The following is a 17,528-nucleotide window of genomic DNA, read 5'->3' on the forward strand; positions in this document are numbered from 1 at the left end:
TTAGAAAGTTAAGTTAATACCAAATTGAATGATTTTCTGTACCGGATATCCTACTTGTCCCATAGCATCATCATCTCTACCATCTTCCGGATCAATATGATATTTCTTGGTCGGTGAGAAAGTCAATAAGTTATTTCCACTGACGTAGATTTCAAATTGTGAAAGAAAATCCAGCTTTTTCAATAGACTATATTTTAAGTCATAGCCTATTTTCAAGTTCTTCAAACGAAAATAAGAAGCATCGAGCAACCAATAAGTCGAGTTCAGATTATTGTTGCCTCCATTTTCTTGTGCATTGTCTGTATAACGCGGATAGAGTATTTCCCCGTTATTGCCCGGATACCAAAATTGATTACTCCCCACCAAACCGATCTGATTGGAATTAAACTTCCGGTTGAAGGATTCCAGCAACATATCTCGTGCTCCTGTACCTTGGAACAATACATCCAATGAAAATCCTTTATAGCTCGCTCCTAACGAAATGCCATAAGTAGTATGCGGAAAACGCGGAGATCCCTCTCTAACCTGATCGTTACTGTCGATTTTACCATCACCATTCATGTCTTTATAAGCGATATCACCAGCTCTGAGCTGACTGGAAGCTGTTGGACGCGGATTATTCAGAATTTCATCCATGTTTTGATACAATCCGTTCGATACGTAGAGCAAGTCAAAATAAGACTTTTGGTGAGTCAAACGGCGCAATGGGTTCTTCAAGTCGGCTTCTATCTCATCATACTTCTTTTCCCAAAGTTCATCATACTGGGAAAGGTTAAATCCTACGTTGTAGGAGAAGTCACGCCCAATCTTGTCACTCCAGTTCATGTTCAACTCATAACCGGCTCGACGATGTGCCGAATTTGTCTTAATTTTAGGAAGCCCGGTACCCAAAGGAGTCGTGTATTGATCTTGAGGACTGGCCAGATAACCTGTCGTACGATAATAAAAATAATCAAATCCCAAGGTCAGCCGGCGTTTGAAAAACTCAGCATCTACACCAATGTTGATCGTATTACGAGTATACCACGTTAAGTCCTGGCTCACTAATCCACCTTCATAGAGCGTAGAGTTCCACAAATTTCCCTCATAGAAGTCATGTCCCTTTTTATATACGGCCAAATATGCGAAGTCATCAACATTGTCCAATCCTATCTTACCCCAAGAGAAGCGTAATTTAAATCCATCTAACCAACCTTGTTCCAGAATAGGAGTCATGAACGGTTCTTTATCCACATTCCATCCGGCTTCAATGGATGGGAAAAATCCCCAACGTTTGTTTTTAGGAAACTTGTCTGATCCATCATAACGGAAACTGAATCCCAACAAATAACGCATCTTATAATCATATTTTACGCGTCCTACCAATCCCATACGACCATGTTCATTGGCAGTACCGGAGTTTTCGGCAGTAGAACTGGGACCACCATTGATTTGCTCGATAACGCCTGTCTCATATTCCTTACGAGATGCCCCCAAGTTATTACTGTCATACTGCCATGAATTAAATACGGCTGTTGCTCCTATGGTATGTGCTTCGGCAAAAGTGCGGTTATAATCAATCCTGAATTCCGTTGTGATTTCATTCGACCGGTCAACCTTTTCACTTAAACGCGGTTTTCCCAAATCGATGGGGTCATTATTCCAGTCCCATACTGGTCCTACACCGGATTCGTTTGCGTACCAATCCTTACCATAGTTGTCGTACAAATTATAGCGTACCAATGCGCCTACCGATAATCCTTTCACTTTAGGCACATCCCATGTAACTGCCAAATTATAATTGCTATAGCGGGTGTCAGTCTTTCTATAGCCGGCACTCGGATCTATCTCTACATAAGGGTTTTCCTGTCCGCCGGTAGGGTTGCCATCAACATTAAAACAACGGCCTAAAGCATTTAACCGCGCCACATGTGTCCAGATGGTATACAACCCATGAGGAGGATATTTCACCTTATTTTGGCTAAATGAAACATCTCCATCCAGTCTCAAACCTATACCTTCAAAATAATGGTCAACGTGCATTCTCACGTTTAAACGATCGTTTTTAGAAATATTCGTATTATAAATACCTCCCAACGTATAGTAACGGGCCGACATATAATAATGAGTAGTTTTGTTACCGCCATTGATTGAAACATTATGCGTTTGTGAAGGAGCAAATTTACGAAAGAGCAATTCATTCCAATCTGTATTACCGGTGGTAGTATTAAAAATCCCGTTTTTTATAGAGTCTAAACGCCCCACGGGCCAATACAAACTTCCATCATTGTCCAACTTCATGTACGAAGGTTTATTCCCCCTGTATATGGCAGCCCTATCCCAAGCCTCAGCTACTTCCCAGTTCTCCAGAAAATCAATGGACTCTGTAGGGCTACTCATGGCATACGATCCGTTATAAGTGATCTTGACTTTACCGTCCGATCCTTTCTTTGTAGTCACCATAACGATACCGTTACCGGCTCGGGCACCGTATACAGCAGAAGCTGCTGCATCTTTCAAAATAGAAAAAGACTCAATATCACTGGGAGACAATACACTAAACTCGGCTTTTGAGCTAGGAATCCCGTCAATGACATACAAAGGATCGCCGCCACCACGGATAGAGATAGTAGGCAATGCACCGGGCTCTCCACCGGCACTTTGGATAAATACTCCGGAAGCACGTCCTTCCAACGAACTGATAAGGTTCGTATTAGGTAAATTGGTTAATTTATCGCCTTTAACGGTAGAAATGGCACTCGTCAATCTTTTCACTGAACTTTTTCCATATCCAACCACAACGACTTCATCAATCTGTTCCGCAGCTTCATTTAAAATTACTTTGATTGTATTCCGGCTTCCTACCTTAACAGTCTCCGTCACATATCCCAAATAGGAAATCTCCAATACTGGAGCATTTCCATTGAGATCTATGGTAAATCTTCCTTCTAAGTTTGTGATAACTCCGTTACTAGTGCCCTTTTGCAAAATAGTTGCACCTACGAGTGGCTGATTATTTGTGTCTAATACCACACCAGATACCTTGCGCGATTGCTGTGTTGTTTGCAAATCGGCCACCTCGTTCTTTATCTCATTTTTTGCTTCAAGGTCTGCCATAGGCAATGACAAGACCGCTGTGCACAAAAATCCTCTAAAAATATATTTAGAAAAGGATTTAAATAGTAGATTACAATAAATTTTTAACATTTTGCTTCATAATATTAGGTTATTATTTTTCAATTAAAAATCACTTAAAAATGCATCTTTTCTTCCATAGGCTAACTTTTTGAAATTAATAATTAAGTGTTATATCACAATAGGAAGTGTAGCTTAGCTTATCCAAATCCTAGTTCTGACGATTCAAACTATTATCCGACATGCCATTATTTGAATATCAGTTGCAAACTTAGATTAAATATCATGTTTGAATATCATGTATTTCAATCATCTATTCCATGTTTTTTAATCAAAAACAGTCTTTTTATGGAATTAAAGTCACATTTCACCGATTTTTTAAGTATAGTTTTAAATATATTAAGTATCAGAAAAGAAAGAGTTACGTAAACTGTCCTATTCCTAAATTTTCATCCCTATTTTAGGAGAGGAGAATAAAAAAAGTATCAAAAATAAAGTGTCAATCATTAAAATTTCTAACTTTGCTAATACCTAAATAAGTTATACCTTAATATAGAAGTACGATATATATACTATATGATAATGAAAGTCATCAAAACACAATTACCACTTATACTCATTTTCATAATAGCCAATAATTTATTTGCTATTAATCCTATTAACACTAATTTCCATACGTTAACAACATCAGACGGGCTGGCAGACAATACGATATACTGCATCTATAAAGATAAAAAAGGCTTCATGTGGTTTGGCACCAACAACGGCCTAAGCAAGTATGATAATTATCAATTCAAGAACTATACCATTGGAAACAAGTTTTCTATTCCGGTCACTAAAATAGAAAAATCACAAGCAGAAGATTTGTATCTGTTAACAAACGATTGGTTGACCTATTTTAATTGCCGGAATGAAAGTTTTGTCCAATTCCATCCTTCTATTAAAGATCAACATTGCCAGATTACGGATTTCACATTATCAACCGATTCATCTCTTTGGGCTTGCGACAAACGCTCCTTACTTAAATTAAAGACGATCTTAAAAAGAGAAAAAAAAGATATACAAATACAATACATCCACACTTTTCCACTCGAGGACTCTGAAAGATTCATGAAGCTATGTCTGTCTGAGAATAGAAAAGCCCTTTATCTCGTCACCAATCACGGTCGTATTTTTCAATTCGACACCAATTCAAAAAAAATTGTGAACTACGCGCAGCTTCCTATCTTAAAGGCCGAATTCGGCGCATCCTCTATGTCTTACCAAAACGGAAAAGTTTGGATAAGCTCCATGGTATACGGGATTTTCATTTGCGATCCATCCTTACAACAAATAGACAATTTAGTAAATCAGCCAAACGCGAAGATATTGTCACACAATGACGTTTATAATATTACCGCCATTTCCCACGATCTGTATCTGGCAGTCACTTGGTATGGATATACGACCATACATACAAGCTCTAAGAATCCTAAAACTTGGACTACGGACATATATACCCACATGCCTGCATGGGATACTCAGGATATAGAAACACGGATGATATCCTCTTATTTCGATCCTAACGGAATATTATGGATAGGGACACATGGCGGTGGTATCATTATCTCCGACAGAAGATGGGACATCATAAAGAGATACCAACAGAATTGTGATAACGAAACCAATAGTATTATCACAGATTCATCTGATAGAATTTATTTGGCGACCTATCATAAGGGCATCATGCGCAGCACAAAATCATTCTGTCCGTCAGATTCTACACTCCAATTCGTCACTATACCTATTCCTCAATTAGAACCAACTTATTTTTGTGCCGTAAGAGACAAAAACGGCTTGCTATGGTTCGGCAATAAAAATGGTAGATTACTTTGTTATAATACCTCTAACGATACATATACTATTCACCCTTTAAAGACACATACACCTATCTATAGTTTACTATTTGATTCACAAGGCCGATTCTGGGTCGGCACAGGTGAAGGGCTACTATTATTTAATCAGGATACCTATGCTACAGAATTAGTTCCGCTGAACCAAACCATCAATCAGATACTCGATATAGACGAAGACAAGGACGGGAATATTTGGGTTGCAACTAGTCTTGGAGTCGTAAAAATCCGCAAAAAAGAAACTAAATGGGATATACAAAAATATGAATTTATCACTGCTACCAATACGGCACAAGCTATACTGGTAGCCACAGATGGGCAAATATATGTAGGATTTAAGAATGGGTTAGGGATCATTCAACCAAATCAACACGCATCAAACCAGTTTCTTACGACAAACGAAGGATTGAGCAGTAACTGGATCAATTGTTTTGTCGAAGACCAATATGGGAATATTTGGATCGGAAGTAATTCGGGAATTACACGTTATGATCCGTTTCAACAACTTTATTATAATTATGACATCTCGAAAAGTAATAAATCTGTTTCACTATTTAAAGACTTTATCTTCTGGGGAGGAAGTAAGCATCTGGTATATTTTTCTCCCCAACAAGCGATAGCCACACTGGATGCATTCTGTAAAAGTCCCGTTTTCATTACCAATATAGAAGTAGATAACCAGCCTGTCAAAATAGGAAAAGCCATCAATGGGCAAGTAATTTTAAAAGAGGCAATAACGTATACCGACCAAATAACCTTGTCACATACCAACCGAAATTTTTCTTTATCTTTCACCAATTTGGCTTACTCCAACAACAGACTAGAATACAATTATCGTCTCTACCCTTATCAGACCCAATGGATAGCATGTAGTGACAAGGAAAGAATTTCGTATGCCAATTTATCGTCGGGAATTTATACGTTTCAGGTAAAAAGCATAAACGAAAAGAGCTCCGATAAAATAACGGCTCTACAAATAGTAATACTTCCACACTGGTCTGAAACATGGATATTCCGCTCTTCTATCCTTCTTTTCTGTATTGCCATAGCTTATTACTTTATTCGGAAATTCAAGAAACAACAGCAAAGGAAAGAACATATGATTCACTTACAACATGAACTGTTTGTTGCCAATATGATGCGAGAACAAGAACAAAAAAGTAAAATAGAAAAAGAGACTTTTTTTACCCAGGTCGCTCATGAATTAAGAACGCCACTGACTCTGATTCTTGCTCCTTTAACCGAAGTCATACAGAATATAAAGCCAGCAGAAGCTATTTATGCAAAATTGGTACTTATCTACAAAAGCGCACAATCATTGCATACATTGGTAAGCCATCTGCTTCAAGTCCAAAAAATAGGTGCACAAATGGTTAAGCTTAAATTGGCAGAGGTAAATATCCTAGAGTTAATAAAAAGAACCGCTACTCCATTTCAAGAATTGGCTCAAACGCAAAATATTCACTTTAGCTTAAATTTATGTTATGAACAGACCACACTATACATCGATGAAAACAAAATAGAATCTGCCATCCGAAATTTGCTGTCAAATGCATTTAAGTATACTCCGGAACAAGGAACAATTATGTTATCGGTTTATCATGAAGAAAAAGACGAAAAGGCATATTGCGCCATACAAGTGTCTGACAACGGTGCTGGTATTTCTCTACAGGATCAAGAACATATATTTGAGCCATTCACCACTGGAAATAATAAGCCGAACTTATCTACAGCAGTTGGGATCGGACTCTATATTGTCAAACATACGATATCCCTCCACCATGGAATGGTGTGTCTGGACAGTAAAGAAAATGAAGGTAGCAAATTTATTTTATACATCCCAGAAGGTAACACACATTTTATAAATGATGAATCTGAAACAGATACTCGTCCGAGCGTTCCTACCACGTACAAGACAATAATACCACCGACACCTAAGAAAAGTGTTTCAATGACTACTTTGTCCGTACTTGTTGTTGAAGACAATGAAGATATAAACAATTATATTACTAGCTTATTGGATGACAAATACCGTATTTACCAAGCTTCAAATGGAGAAGAAGGCATAAAAATAGCTAAAGAAATTCTACCGAGTCTCATCATCTCAGACATTATGATGCCTATCAAAGACGGATTTGAATTTAGTCAGGAAATACGATCCAACTTAAGTACCGCCCATATCCCTATCATTTTCTTAACAGCCAAAGCAGAAGATATCGACATCATTCATGCAACCCACATCGGCATAGACGATTACCTAACAAAACCGTTCAATTCTGAAATTCTCAAAGCCAAAGTCGACAATTTAATATCACAGAGAAAACAATTAAAAAAGATATACTCCAAACTATTGACATTAAAAGTTCCTTTAGCTGAAGAAGAACAGGATCCCCATAACCAATTCATGCAACAAGTTATCAACATTATAGAGGCTAACCTGACAAATGAATCATTTAACGTGAAGTACCTTGCCAGTTCTTTGAATATGAGTCAACCCACTCTATATAGAAGAATCAAAGAGAACAGCCAACAGTCTATTATAGAGTTGATACGAAACGTACGTATCAGTAAAGCCGCCTCACTTCTATTATTAAAAAAATACTCGGTACAAGAGATCGCCGAAATGGTGGGATACAATGACTATGATACGTTCAGAAAATGTTTTATCAAGCAGTTTAACATTTCTCCATCAAAGTATATCAAAGAGTCACAAAACAATATCCAGTAGTAAAATCATTTTCATAATCGACAAAGAACATAAGCTCCCGATAAAACACCTATATTTATTCGAATTACTATAGTCTTTTATAGTTGTGCTATAGTGATTCTGTTTTTATAGTATACTGTTCGTTAGAGTTCTGTGGATCATAATTGAGAAGGCTAAAATAAGCATGTTACCTAAACGGACACCACATCCCATTTTGTCATGAACAACTCCGCATGAAGAGTTCATCCTTTTACAAATATCCATCTTCGGACAAAGGAGATATGCGTCACATCATTCGGGGGAAAAACATGATGAGTACAGATTGGGTTATGCTCTCAAAAAGTGACTGGTAATCTATACCAGCCAGATGATCTTCGATGTTACGGTAATGTACCCGCAATGCAATGATAAATTTGGTAGAGTGCCAATCATCAAACTCTGATTTTATCACCTCCTGTGCCTTGTTATAGCCACAACGCTTATAGGCGATACCAGATTGTTCCTTCTGTCCCTTCAGATAAGCGACACAAGACACTTCATCTGGGAATTGTTGCATGGAATTCAAGATATTCATAATGGCTCAATTTGAATTTGTAGTGTAAATATATTAAAAACCAGAAGAATGCAGAGGTGTATGGACGTAAAATTTCATCTGCGTAATGTTAAATTTTTAACGGACAGAATACGGATAATCATTTATTATAATAAAGAGAGAGACGAAGGTTATTAGTCTATGGACTCAGCTTGGATTAAGTGAACAAAAGTAATTTAAGAGTTTCTTTTTTACCTATTTAATATGTTGTTTTCTTTGGCAAATGTAATCTGGATTACATCTTTTATAAATGAAAATCCTTTTCTTTGCATAAAACATAGCGTGTATACTATGAAAATAAGAGAATATATCCAGTGGTTACTTCCTTCCCATAAATGGAAAGTACTTGCAATCATATTTTTAGGGATGGTTGTAGGTGGAGGAGCTTTTTTTCTTTATATGCTTCGGGCACATACCTATCTGACCGATGATCCTTCGGCCTGTGTCAACTGTCACATCATGGGACCTTATTATGCAACCTGGTTCCATAGTTCGCATAGCAGGAATGCTACGTGCAATGACTGTCATGTTCCCCACGAAAATCCTGTGAAAAAATGGGTGTTCAAGGGAATGGATGGCATGCGTCACGTTGCTGTATTTCTGACACGGGGCGAGAAGGATGTGCTTCGGGCCAATAAAGAGAGTGCGGAGGTGATTATGAACAATTGCATTCGTTGCCATACACAACTGAATACGGAATTTGTAAATACGGGACGAATAGATTATATGATGTCTCAGGTAGGTGAAGGGAAAGCTTGTTGGGACTGTCATCGGGACGTACCGCATGGCGGAAGCAACAGTGCTGCCTCCACTCCTGACGCATTAGTACCTTATCCGGATTCTCCCACACCGGAGTGGTTGAGAAAGATGATAGAATAAATAAAAAATCAAGACAACAAATTATGGAAAAGAAACTGAAATCATGGCAGGGATGGCTGTTGTTCTGCGGAGCGATGGCAGTCGTTTTTGTACTCGGGCTTGTAGTCTCTTCACTGATGGAGCGCAGGGCGGAAACGGTAAGTGTTTTCAATAACAAACGGGTGGAGATTACCGGAATAGAAGCCCGGAACGAAGTGTTTGGAGAAAATTATCCCCGGCAGTACGAGACGTGGAAAGAAACGGCAAAAACCGATTTCAAAAGCGAGTTTAATGGCAATGAAGCGGTAGATGTGCTTGAACAGCGCCCTGAGATGGTGGTGCTATGGGCCGGATATGCATTTTCAAAGGATTACTCGACTCCACGGGGGCACATGCATGCCATTGAGGACATTACTCATTCACTTCGTACCGGTGCGCCGATGGATGATAAAAGTGGTCCGCAGCCTTCTACCTGCTGGACTTGTAAGAGTCCGGATGTGCCTCGCATGATGGAGGCGATTGGAGTGGACTCGTTTTATAACAACAAGTGGGGAGCTTTCGGCAGTGAGATTGTCAATCCGATAGGTTGTGCAGACTGTCATGAACCGACAAATATGAAATTGCATATCAGCCGTCCGGCTTTACGGGAGGCTTTTGCCCGCCAGGGAAAAGATATAGACAAAGCGACTCCACAGGAGATGCGTTCGCTGGTATGTGCGCAATGTCATGTAGAGTACTATTTTAAGGGGGATGGTAAATATCTGACTTTCCCTTGGGATAAGGGATTCTCGGTAGAAGATATGGAAGCCTACTATGATGAGGCCGACTTCGCTGATTATACACATGCGTTGAGCAAAGCCCGTATACTGAAAGCGCAGCATCCGGATTATGAAATTTCTCAGATGGGGATTCATGCCCAACGCGGAGTATCGTGTGCCGATTGTCATATGCCCTACAAAAGTGAGGGAGGCATGAAGTTCAGCGATCACCATATTCAAAGTCCGTTGGCTATGATCGACCGGACTTGCCAGGTGTGTCATAGGGAGAGTGAAGAGACTTTAAGAAATAATGTATATGATCGCCAGCGTAAAGCGAACGAAATTCGCGGCCGTTTGGAGCAGGAATTGGCTAAGGCACATATTGAGGCTAAATTTGCATGGGACAAGGGTGCGACAGATGTCCAAATGGCAGAGGCGTTAAAGTTGATTCGCCAGGCTCAGTGGAGATGGGATTTCGGAGTAGCTTCGCATGGAGGCGCATTCCATGCTCCGCAAGAGATACAACGTATTCTGGGGCATGGGCTTGACAAGGCTTTGCAGGCCCGGTTGGCTATTTCGAAAGTACTGGCTCAGCACGGCTACACGGCTGACGTTCCGATGCCTGATATTTCGACAAAGGAAAAAGCACAGGAATACATCGGTCTGGATATGGAGAAGGAGCGTAAGGCGAAAGACAAATTCCTGAAAACAATAGTACCTGAGTGGTTGGAGAAAGCGAGGGCCAACGGTCGTCTGGCTAAACTGTAGACTATGTGGCAGAAACCTTGGGGATATAAAGAGGGGTTCGCTATCTGTGGCGGGCTCTTTCTTACAGGCACTTTCCTGCAAATAACGATAGGAAAATGTGAGCTTTCCATTCTTTCATACCCTATGAATGTGTGCGTGGGAGTATTGTATCTTGTTATCTTGTTACTGATCTACGCCTTTTCGCAAAAGAGTTATTTCATCCGGTGGATGGGAAGCTGCCAGGCTGCCGTTTCATCTATGGTATCAGTCGCGATGCTGACTGTAGTGATGGGGCTGATTCGCCAAGTGAAGTCCGATGTACCTCTGTTAGGTGCTGAGAGCTGGCTGGGGTTTTCGCAGATGTTGTCGGCATGTTCGTTTGTGCTGTTGTTCCTTTGGATGATCACTTTGTTGGGACTGACCACAATTCGGAGGATACACCATTTCCGCTGGTGTGATTTTCCTTTTGTATTGAATCACTTGGGACTGTTCCTTGCACTGACCGGTGCTATCTTGGGCAATGCCGATATGGAGCGTTTGCGGATGACTACAAAAACAGGACAGGCAGAATGGCGCGCGTTGGACGAGAACCAGAAAATGCGGGAGTTACCTCTGGCAATAGAACTCCAGGACTTTACGATTGATGAATACCCCCCGAAGTTGATGCTGATAAATAATGAAACAGGTGAGGCATTACCGTCAAAGAAACCGGAAAACCTGTTGATTGAAGATAATTTTCATACCGGACGATTGCTTGATTGGGAAATTGGTATCGAGAAGAAAATACCTCTGGCTGCCAGTGTAGTGACTCAGGATACGTTGAATTTTGTAGAATTTCATTCAATGGGGGCTACTTATGCTGTTTATCTGAAAGCTGTGAATAATAAGACAGGACAGCAGCGTGAAGGATGGGTGAGTTGCGGGAGTTTTATGTTTCCTTATAAAGCTATCCGGCTTGACGATCAGACCAGTCTGGTGATGCCGGAACGTGAACCCCGTCGTTTTGCATCCGAAGTCAAGGTTTATACGGAATCGGGACGCCGTGATTCGGCTACGATTGAGGTGAATAAACCTTTTGAGTTGGAAGGGTGGAAAATATATCAATTGAGTTATGACGAGTCGAAAGGGCGTTGGAGTGATATCAGCGTATTCGAACTGGTTCGTGATCCATGGTTGCCGGTCGTTTATACCGGTATCTGGATGATGATAGCGGGAGCTGTCTGCCTGTTTGCCTTGTCACAGAAAAGAAAGGAGGACAACACATGAGTTGGGATCAATTTGTGATTTTTGCCATTGTAGCACTTTTATGCTGGGTAATCGGTGCGGTTGCCGCCTGGAGAGGAAAGCGGCAATGGATGGTCTATACGGCTACATTAGCGGGATTGGCTGTCTTTTTTGCCTTCATTCTCGGGATGTGGATCTCTCTGGAACGGCCTCCGATGCGTACGATGGGTGAAACCCGTTTGTGGTACTCTTTCTTTTTACCTTTGGCAGGTATCATAACGTATAGCCGCTGGCGATATAAATGGATTTTGAGTTTCAGTTTTATTCTTTCGCTGGTGTTCGTCTGTATCAATCTGTTTAAGCCTGAGATACACAATAAAACTTTAATGCCTGCTCTGCAGAGTCCTTGGTTTGCACCGCATGTTATTGTTTATATGTTTGCTTACGCTATGTTGGGAGCGGCGGCTGTCATGGCTGTTTATCTGCTTTGGATCAAAAAGAAAACTCCGGAAGAACGTGAGATGGAACTGTGTGACAATCTGGTCAATGTGGGACTGGCATTTATGACGCTGGGAATGTTGTTTGGTGCATTGTGGGCAAAAGAAGCTTGGGGACACTATTGGAGTTGGGATCCCAAAGAAACGTGGGCAGCTGCTACGTGGCTCGGTTACCTTTGCTATATACATTTTCGGATGAACCGGAGGCAAAAAGTGCGTACGGCGCTTGTCGGACTTCTCATTTGCTTCGTATTACTACAGATGTGCTGGTATGGCATTAATTATCTGCCATCGGCACAGGGGACCAGCGTACATACGTATAATCTGAATTGATAAATCGTTAACTACTAATTTAGAACCGAGTTATGAGAATCACAAATCTATTTTGGACAGTTGTGCTTTTAGCCCCACTGTCTGTCTTTGCACAGCAACAGAAAGAGAATCTGTTTACAATTGATGCACAGATACGTACCCGTGGTGAATACCGTAATGGAGTATTGAATCCTCGTCCGGAAGGAGAAGGCCCCACTTTCTTTGTTAACGAGCGTGCCCGGCTTTCTTTGGGGTATCAGCGTGACAGGTTACAGATGAGACTTTCTGCACAGCACGTAGGAGTGTGGGGGCAGGATCCTCAGATTGATAAGAATGGAAGGTTTATTTTGCATGAAGCGTGGGCTCGCCTTGACTTCTCAAAAGGATTATTTGCGCAGTTGGGAAGGCAACCGTTGTCGTATGATGATGAGCGTCTGCTTGGCGGACTGGACTGGAATGTGGCCGGGCGATTTCACGATGCATTAAAATTGGGATATGAAAGTAAATTGCATAAGTTGCATTTGATATTGGCTTTCAATCAGAATGATGAAAACCGTTCATACGGAGGCACTTATTATGCTTCCGGAGCGCAACCTTATAAAACGATGCAAACGGTTTGGTATAACGGTCATTGGGCTAAAGATTTCACTGTTTCGCTGCTTTTTATGAATACCGGATTTGAAACGGGTACGGAGGGAAATGGTAAAACAGCCAATATGCAGACAATGGGCACTTATTTGGTATACACGCCCGGAGCGTGGCTGTTCAATGGCAGCGCTTATTATCAGTTCGGAAAGAATAAGGCTGACAAGAAAGTATCTGCTTATATGTTTAGCCTGAAAGCCGGTTATAAAATTGATCCGAAGTGGAGCGTAAGCCTAGGTACGGACTATCTTAGCGGCGATCCCGATAGTAAAAAAGTGAGTACTTTTGACCCGTTATATGGAACGCATCATAAATTTTACGGAGGTATGGACTATTTCTATGCATCGGCTTACAATAAGGGGTTATGGGATAAGATTTTGAGCGTAGACTTTAAACCGACTAAGAAATTGAGTTTCTCGTTGAATTATCATCACTTCTCTACTACATATGACGTTATGGCCACAGATGGTAAGGAAGGACGCTGCCTGGGGTCGGAATTGGATATGCAGGTAGATTATACTTTGATGAAAGACGTAAAACTGACTGCCGGTTATTCTACTATGCTTGGAACTAAGTATATGGATATAGTAAAGGGAGGCAACCATAAAAGTTGGCAAGACTGGGGCTGGTTGACACTGAATATCAATCCACGCATTTTATTTACTAAGTGGTAAGATTGGTACGGGAGAAAATGCTATCTTTGCTCAAAAGACAAGCATCGTGGTAAAAGTAGAGTTTACAGACGAATATCAAAAGATTTTGTGGCAGATATCTTTGTTTAAGGATATGGATAACAGTTTGCAACGTCGGCTGCCACAAGAGCTGGAACTTTCGGTGTACGAGGTTGCCAGAAAAGAGATCGTATTGAAGCAGGATACCTATTGCAATCATTTATATGTGCTACTGAAAGGGGAACTGGAGGTTAATATTGTCGATGTGGCGGGAAACCTGGTAAAAGTAGAAGATATTCGTGCTCCCCGTGCTTTTGCCACTCCTCATTTGTTTGGTGATAAGAATCTTTTACCTGCTACGTTTACTGCCAGTGAAGATTCTGTATTGTTGATGGCTACCCGTACTTCCGTTTTTAAATTGATTAGTTCTGTACCCGATTTGTTGCATCGCTTCTTGTGTGTGACGGGTAATTGCAACAAATGTACGGTTACCCGTCTGCGCATCCTGTCTTATAAGATGCTGCGCAGCCGTTTGGTCTATTATTTTATGGAGCATAAGATTTCTCCGGATACAGCCTTGCTGGAGCACAATCAGGTTCAATTGGCAGAATATCTGGGAGTGACGCGTCCGGCACTCTCGAAGGAGATAAATAAGATGATGAAAGAGGGGCTGATTTCGATCAATAAGAAAGTAGTGACGTTGGAAGATATGGCGGCACTCAAAGAATATATCTGAAACGGTATCTGCTACAGATACCGTTTCAGTGCTTTACTCCAGATTCTATACCCCTCTTCTGTCAGGTGTAATCCGTCCGTAGTCAGTTCTTTTCGCATCACGTTGCTGTTTTTCTCCGTAAATAATGGAAAGAGGTGGATAAAAGGTATTTTCTTTTCTTTGGCAAGTGCTTCAAGTTTGCGGTTAATTTCGGGTATCAGGTCAGTTTTCCCGGTCATCGTTTTATATCGTCCGAACGATTCGTTGATAGGCAGAAGACTCTGTATATAGAGTTTGGTGCGTGGTGATTCGGTTTGGATTTTCTCAATGACTTTGGTTATCAAACTGACTACACTATCGGTGCTCAGGTCGTGTGACACATCGTTGATTCCGGCCATTAGGAAAAGTTTTTGAGGAGTCCCCGGTAAGATCTGAAAAAGACGTTGACAGATTCCCAATGCTTCGTCACCGATGATCCCCCGATTTCTTATGTTTTTTTTATTTAGGCGCTTGCTCCAATTCCCACCGTTTTCCGTGAGACTGTTGCCCACCATCACAATATCTTTGGGGCTGATGGGTGTTTCTGTTTCAAATTGCAGGAAGCGTTTGTAATAATGATCTGTATATACCTGTGCGGGAGGACAGATAGAGGCGGCTACTGCATTGGCTACCAACGAACGGAGACGGACTATGCTATGCCGGTCTTCCGGATGAACAGCGTTAACCAGCAGAATGACGGCCGTGTCGTTGTCCGGATCGATGATGATGGAAGTTCCTGTATATCCTGTATGGCCAAAGGTATTCGGACTGAAAAGATCACCCTTGTTTGAGGCATAAGGAGAGAAAATATCCCACCCCGGAGTACGGCCAAATGCGGTTAGCTCACGGGGAACTGTACACATGGTTTTTACTCCCAGCGGGCTGAGGATGCGGCGACCATTGTATTCGCCTCCGTTGAGAAGAGCGGCTGCGAGGATGCCAATGTCATTTGCATTAGAGAAGATACCTGCATTGCCGGAGATCCCTCCGTTCAGGATACGTGCCAATGGATCGTGTACTTGCCCGCAGAGTACGCTTCCGTCTTTTTGTTTTTCGGTAGGTGCAATCCGGTCCATCCAGGGACAGGCCACCGTATTGATCCACTTTCCGTCCTGCTGTTGTATGGTAGGCAGATAATCCGTGTATTGCATTCCCAGTATATCGAAGATATTTTCTTTTGCAAAGTCTCGCAAGCTTTGCCCGGTAATGGTTTCGATGATATGTTGCAAAGTGATGTAATTAAGGCAACTATACTGAAATTTCGTCTGAGGTTTAAATTCACGTTTGCAAGTGGAAATATACTCCATCAGTCCTTTGGGGTTGGGAGAACCATATTTTTCCTGCAGTTCGGATACCGGTGCATAAGGAGGGAGACCTGAAGTATGTGTCATAAGGTCTATGATACGAATATCCTTCTTCTCCCCGTTTTCTCCCCGCCATTCCTGGAAGTCGGGGAGGTAAAAGCTGACACGATCGAGCAAACGAAGTTGTCCTCGTTCAACCAGAATCATAACCGAAACAGCTGTTGACATAGATTTACTGCAGGAAGCCATGTCGAAAACAGTGTTTATTTCCATCGGCTCTACATTGGGATAGATTCGTTTGTTGCCATAAGCCTTGAGATAAGCCATTTTGCCATGACGGATGACAGCGAGTACGGCTCCCGGTATTTCTTTGTGATCGATTGCCCGGTGAATAGCTTCATCGGCATGTAACAGGCGATGAGAGTCCATGCCCACTTGTTCGGGAGCTACACGTGGCAGAGATTGTGCCACAGCTTGCAGGCTACAAAGCAATATTGAAAAGGTAGTGAGTAAAAACCTCACACCTTTCCCCTCTCTTGTTGAGGGAGGAGAAAAGTTGATTTTGTTTTCCATGCTCAATGGTATTGTGGGTTAGAGTGATTCGGTTATCCGGCTTTATAAGCATCTATTGCTTTTTTCACGGAACCGTGCATCAGCAACAAGGCTTTTGCTTTATCATATTCAAGTCCGAGTTCTTCAATAATCATACGAGTACCACGGTCTACGAGCTTCCGGTTGCTGAGCTGCATGTTGACCATTTTGTTACCTTTCACGCGTCCTAATTGAATCATTACCGAGGTTGTGATCATATTCAGGATCATCTTTTGTCCCGTTCCCGATTTCATACGTGAACTACCCGTTACATATTCGGGACCCACGATCATTTCGATGGGGATATCGGCCTCTGCTGCCATTGGAGAGTTCGGGTTACTGGTGATGCAGCCGGTCAGGATACCATGCTCGCGGGCTGCATGCATAGCTCCGATTACGTAAGGGGTGGTGCCTGAGGCTGCAATACCGATAACCGTATCTTTGTCATTGATGTTATGTTCTGTCAGTTCTTCCCAGCCCCGGATCGTATTATCTTCGGCGTTTTCTACCGGATTGCGTAAAGCAGTATCACCGCCTGCTATCAGGCCAATAATTAATGTGGGGGGCATACCGAAGGTAGGTGGGATTTCTGAAGCGTCGAGTACTCCGAGGCGTCCGCTGGTGCCGGCTCCCATATAGAAAATGCGTCCCCCCTGTTTCATTCGGGGAACTATTTGTGTGACTAGTTTCTCTATTTGAGGAATTGCTTTCTGTACGGCAATAGCTACTTTCTGGTCTTCCTTATTGATGTCTTCCAGTATTTCGCGGACCGACTTCTTTTCAAGATCGTCGTAAAGTGAGGGCTGCTCAGAGATTTTGATGAAGGAGGGTTTATCTGATTTTTCTATATTACTATTCATGT

At 41.6% G+C, this 17,528-nt stretch carries 10 protein-coding genes and 1 pseudogene; 7 read left to right on the forward strand and 4 right to left on the reverse strand.

Annotated elements, in window-relative coordinates; genetic code table 11:
- Complete coding sequence (locus BSHG_RS15495) at positions 1-3,096, reverse strand: SusC/RagA family TonB-linked outer membrane protein (RefSeq protein ID WP_224223331.1); 3,096 nt, start codon at positions 3,094-3,096, stop codon at positions 1-3.
- 600 nt (positions 3,097-3,696) lie between these two features.
- On the opposite strand from BSHG_RS15495, the gene BSHG_RS15490 reads away from it, so the two are divergent.
- A complete protein-coding gene (locus tag BSHG_RS15490) occupies positions 3,697-7,734 on the forward strand; it encodes a two-component regulator propeller domain-containing protein (protein ID WP_008658184.1) in 4,038 nt (1,345 codons plus the stop codon).
- A 448-nt stretch (positions 7,735-8,182) separates the two neighbouring features.
- Here the strand turns inward: BSHG_RS15490 and BSHG_RS22975 are convergent.
- Positions 8,183-8,287 (reverse strand): annotated as a pseudogene (locus BSHG_RS22975) (IS1595 family transposase); the annotation flags it as partial.
- 309 nt (positions 8,288-8,596) lie between these two features.
- On the opposite strand from BSHG_RS22975, the gene nrfH reads away from it, so the two are divergent.
- Genes nrfH through BSHG_RS15455 form a run of 6 tightly spaced genes read left to right on the forward strand, consistent with a single transcriptional unit; the run spans position 8,597 to position 14,753 of the window.
- On the forward strand, positions 8,597-9,184 hold the full coding sequence (gene nrfH, locus BSHG_RS15480) for a cytochrome c nitrite reductase small subunit (RefSeq protein ID WP_008658188.1): 588 nt from the start codon (positions 8,597-8,599) through the stop codon (positions 9,182-9,184).
- Between the two features lie 23 nt (positions 9,185-9,207).
- Entirely contained in the window at positions 9,208-10,689 is a 1,482-nt protein-coding gene (nrfA, locus tag BSHG_RS15475; RefSeq protein ID WP_005796615.1) for an ammonia-forming cytochrome c nitrite reductase, read from the forward strand.
- 3 nt (positions 10,690-10,692) lie between these two features.
- Positions 10,693-11,934, forward strand: coding sequence for a cytochrome c biogenesis protein ResB (locus BSHG_RS15470; RefSeq protein WP_008658191.1), 1,242 nt, complete (start codon positions 10,693-10,695; stop codon positions 11,932-11,934).
- Entirely contained in the window at positions 11,931-12,722 is a 792-nt protein-coding gene (locus BSHG_RS15465) for a cytochrome c biogenesis protein (RefSeq protein ID WP_005784220.1), read from the forward strand. Before BSHG_RS15470 ends, BSHG_RS15465 begins: the two co-directional genes overlap by 4 nt.
- A gap of 32 nt (positions 12,723-12,754) precedes the next feature.
- Positions 12,755-14,020 (forward strand): alginate export family protein, encoded by a 1,266-nt coding sequence (locus BSHG_RS15460; protein WP_008658195.1) that lies wholly within the window; start codon positions 12,755-12,757, stop codon positions 14,018-14,020.
- A 46-nt stretch (positions 14,021-14,066) separates the two neighbouring features.
- A complete protein-coding gene (locus tag BSHG_RS15455) occupies positions 14,067-14,753 on the forward strand; it encodes a Crp/Fnr family transcriptional regulator (RefSeq protein WP_008769271.1) in 687 nt (228 codons plus the stop codon).
- An 11-nt stretch (positions 14,754-14,764) separates the two neighbouring features.
- Here the strand turns inward: BSHG_RS15455 and BSHG_RS15450 are convergent, their stop codons facing one another.
- Together BSHG_RS15450 and murQ are read right to left on the reverse strand one after the other, a co-directional pair.
- Complete coding sequence (locus BSHG_RS15450; RefSeq protein WP_008658198.1) at positions 14,765-16,648, reverse strand: serine hydrolase; 1,884 nt, start codon at positions 16,646-16,648, stop codon at positions 14,765-14,767.
- A gap of 32 nt (positions 16,649-16,680) precedes the next feature.
- Positions 16,681-17,526 carry an N-acetylmuramic acid 6-phosphate etherase gene (gene murQ / locus BSHG_RS15445; RefSeq protein WP_005801650.1) on the reverse strand — a complete coding sequence of 282 codons (846 nt, stop codon included), beginning with the start codon at positions 17,524-17,526 and terminating at the stop codon, positions 16,681-16,683.
- Between the last annotated feature and the right edge of the window lie 2 nt (positions 17,527-17,528).

The organism is Bacteroides sp. 3_2_5 (assembly GCF_000159855.2).
Lineage (GTDB): Bacteria > Bacteroidota > Bacteroidia > Bacteroidales > Bacteroidaceae > Bacteroides > Bacteroides fragilis.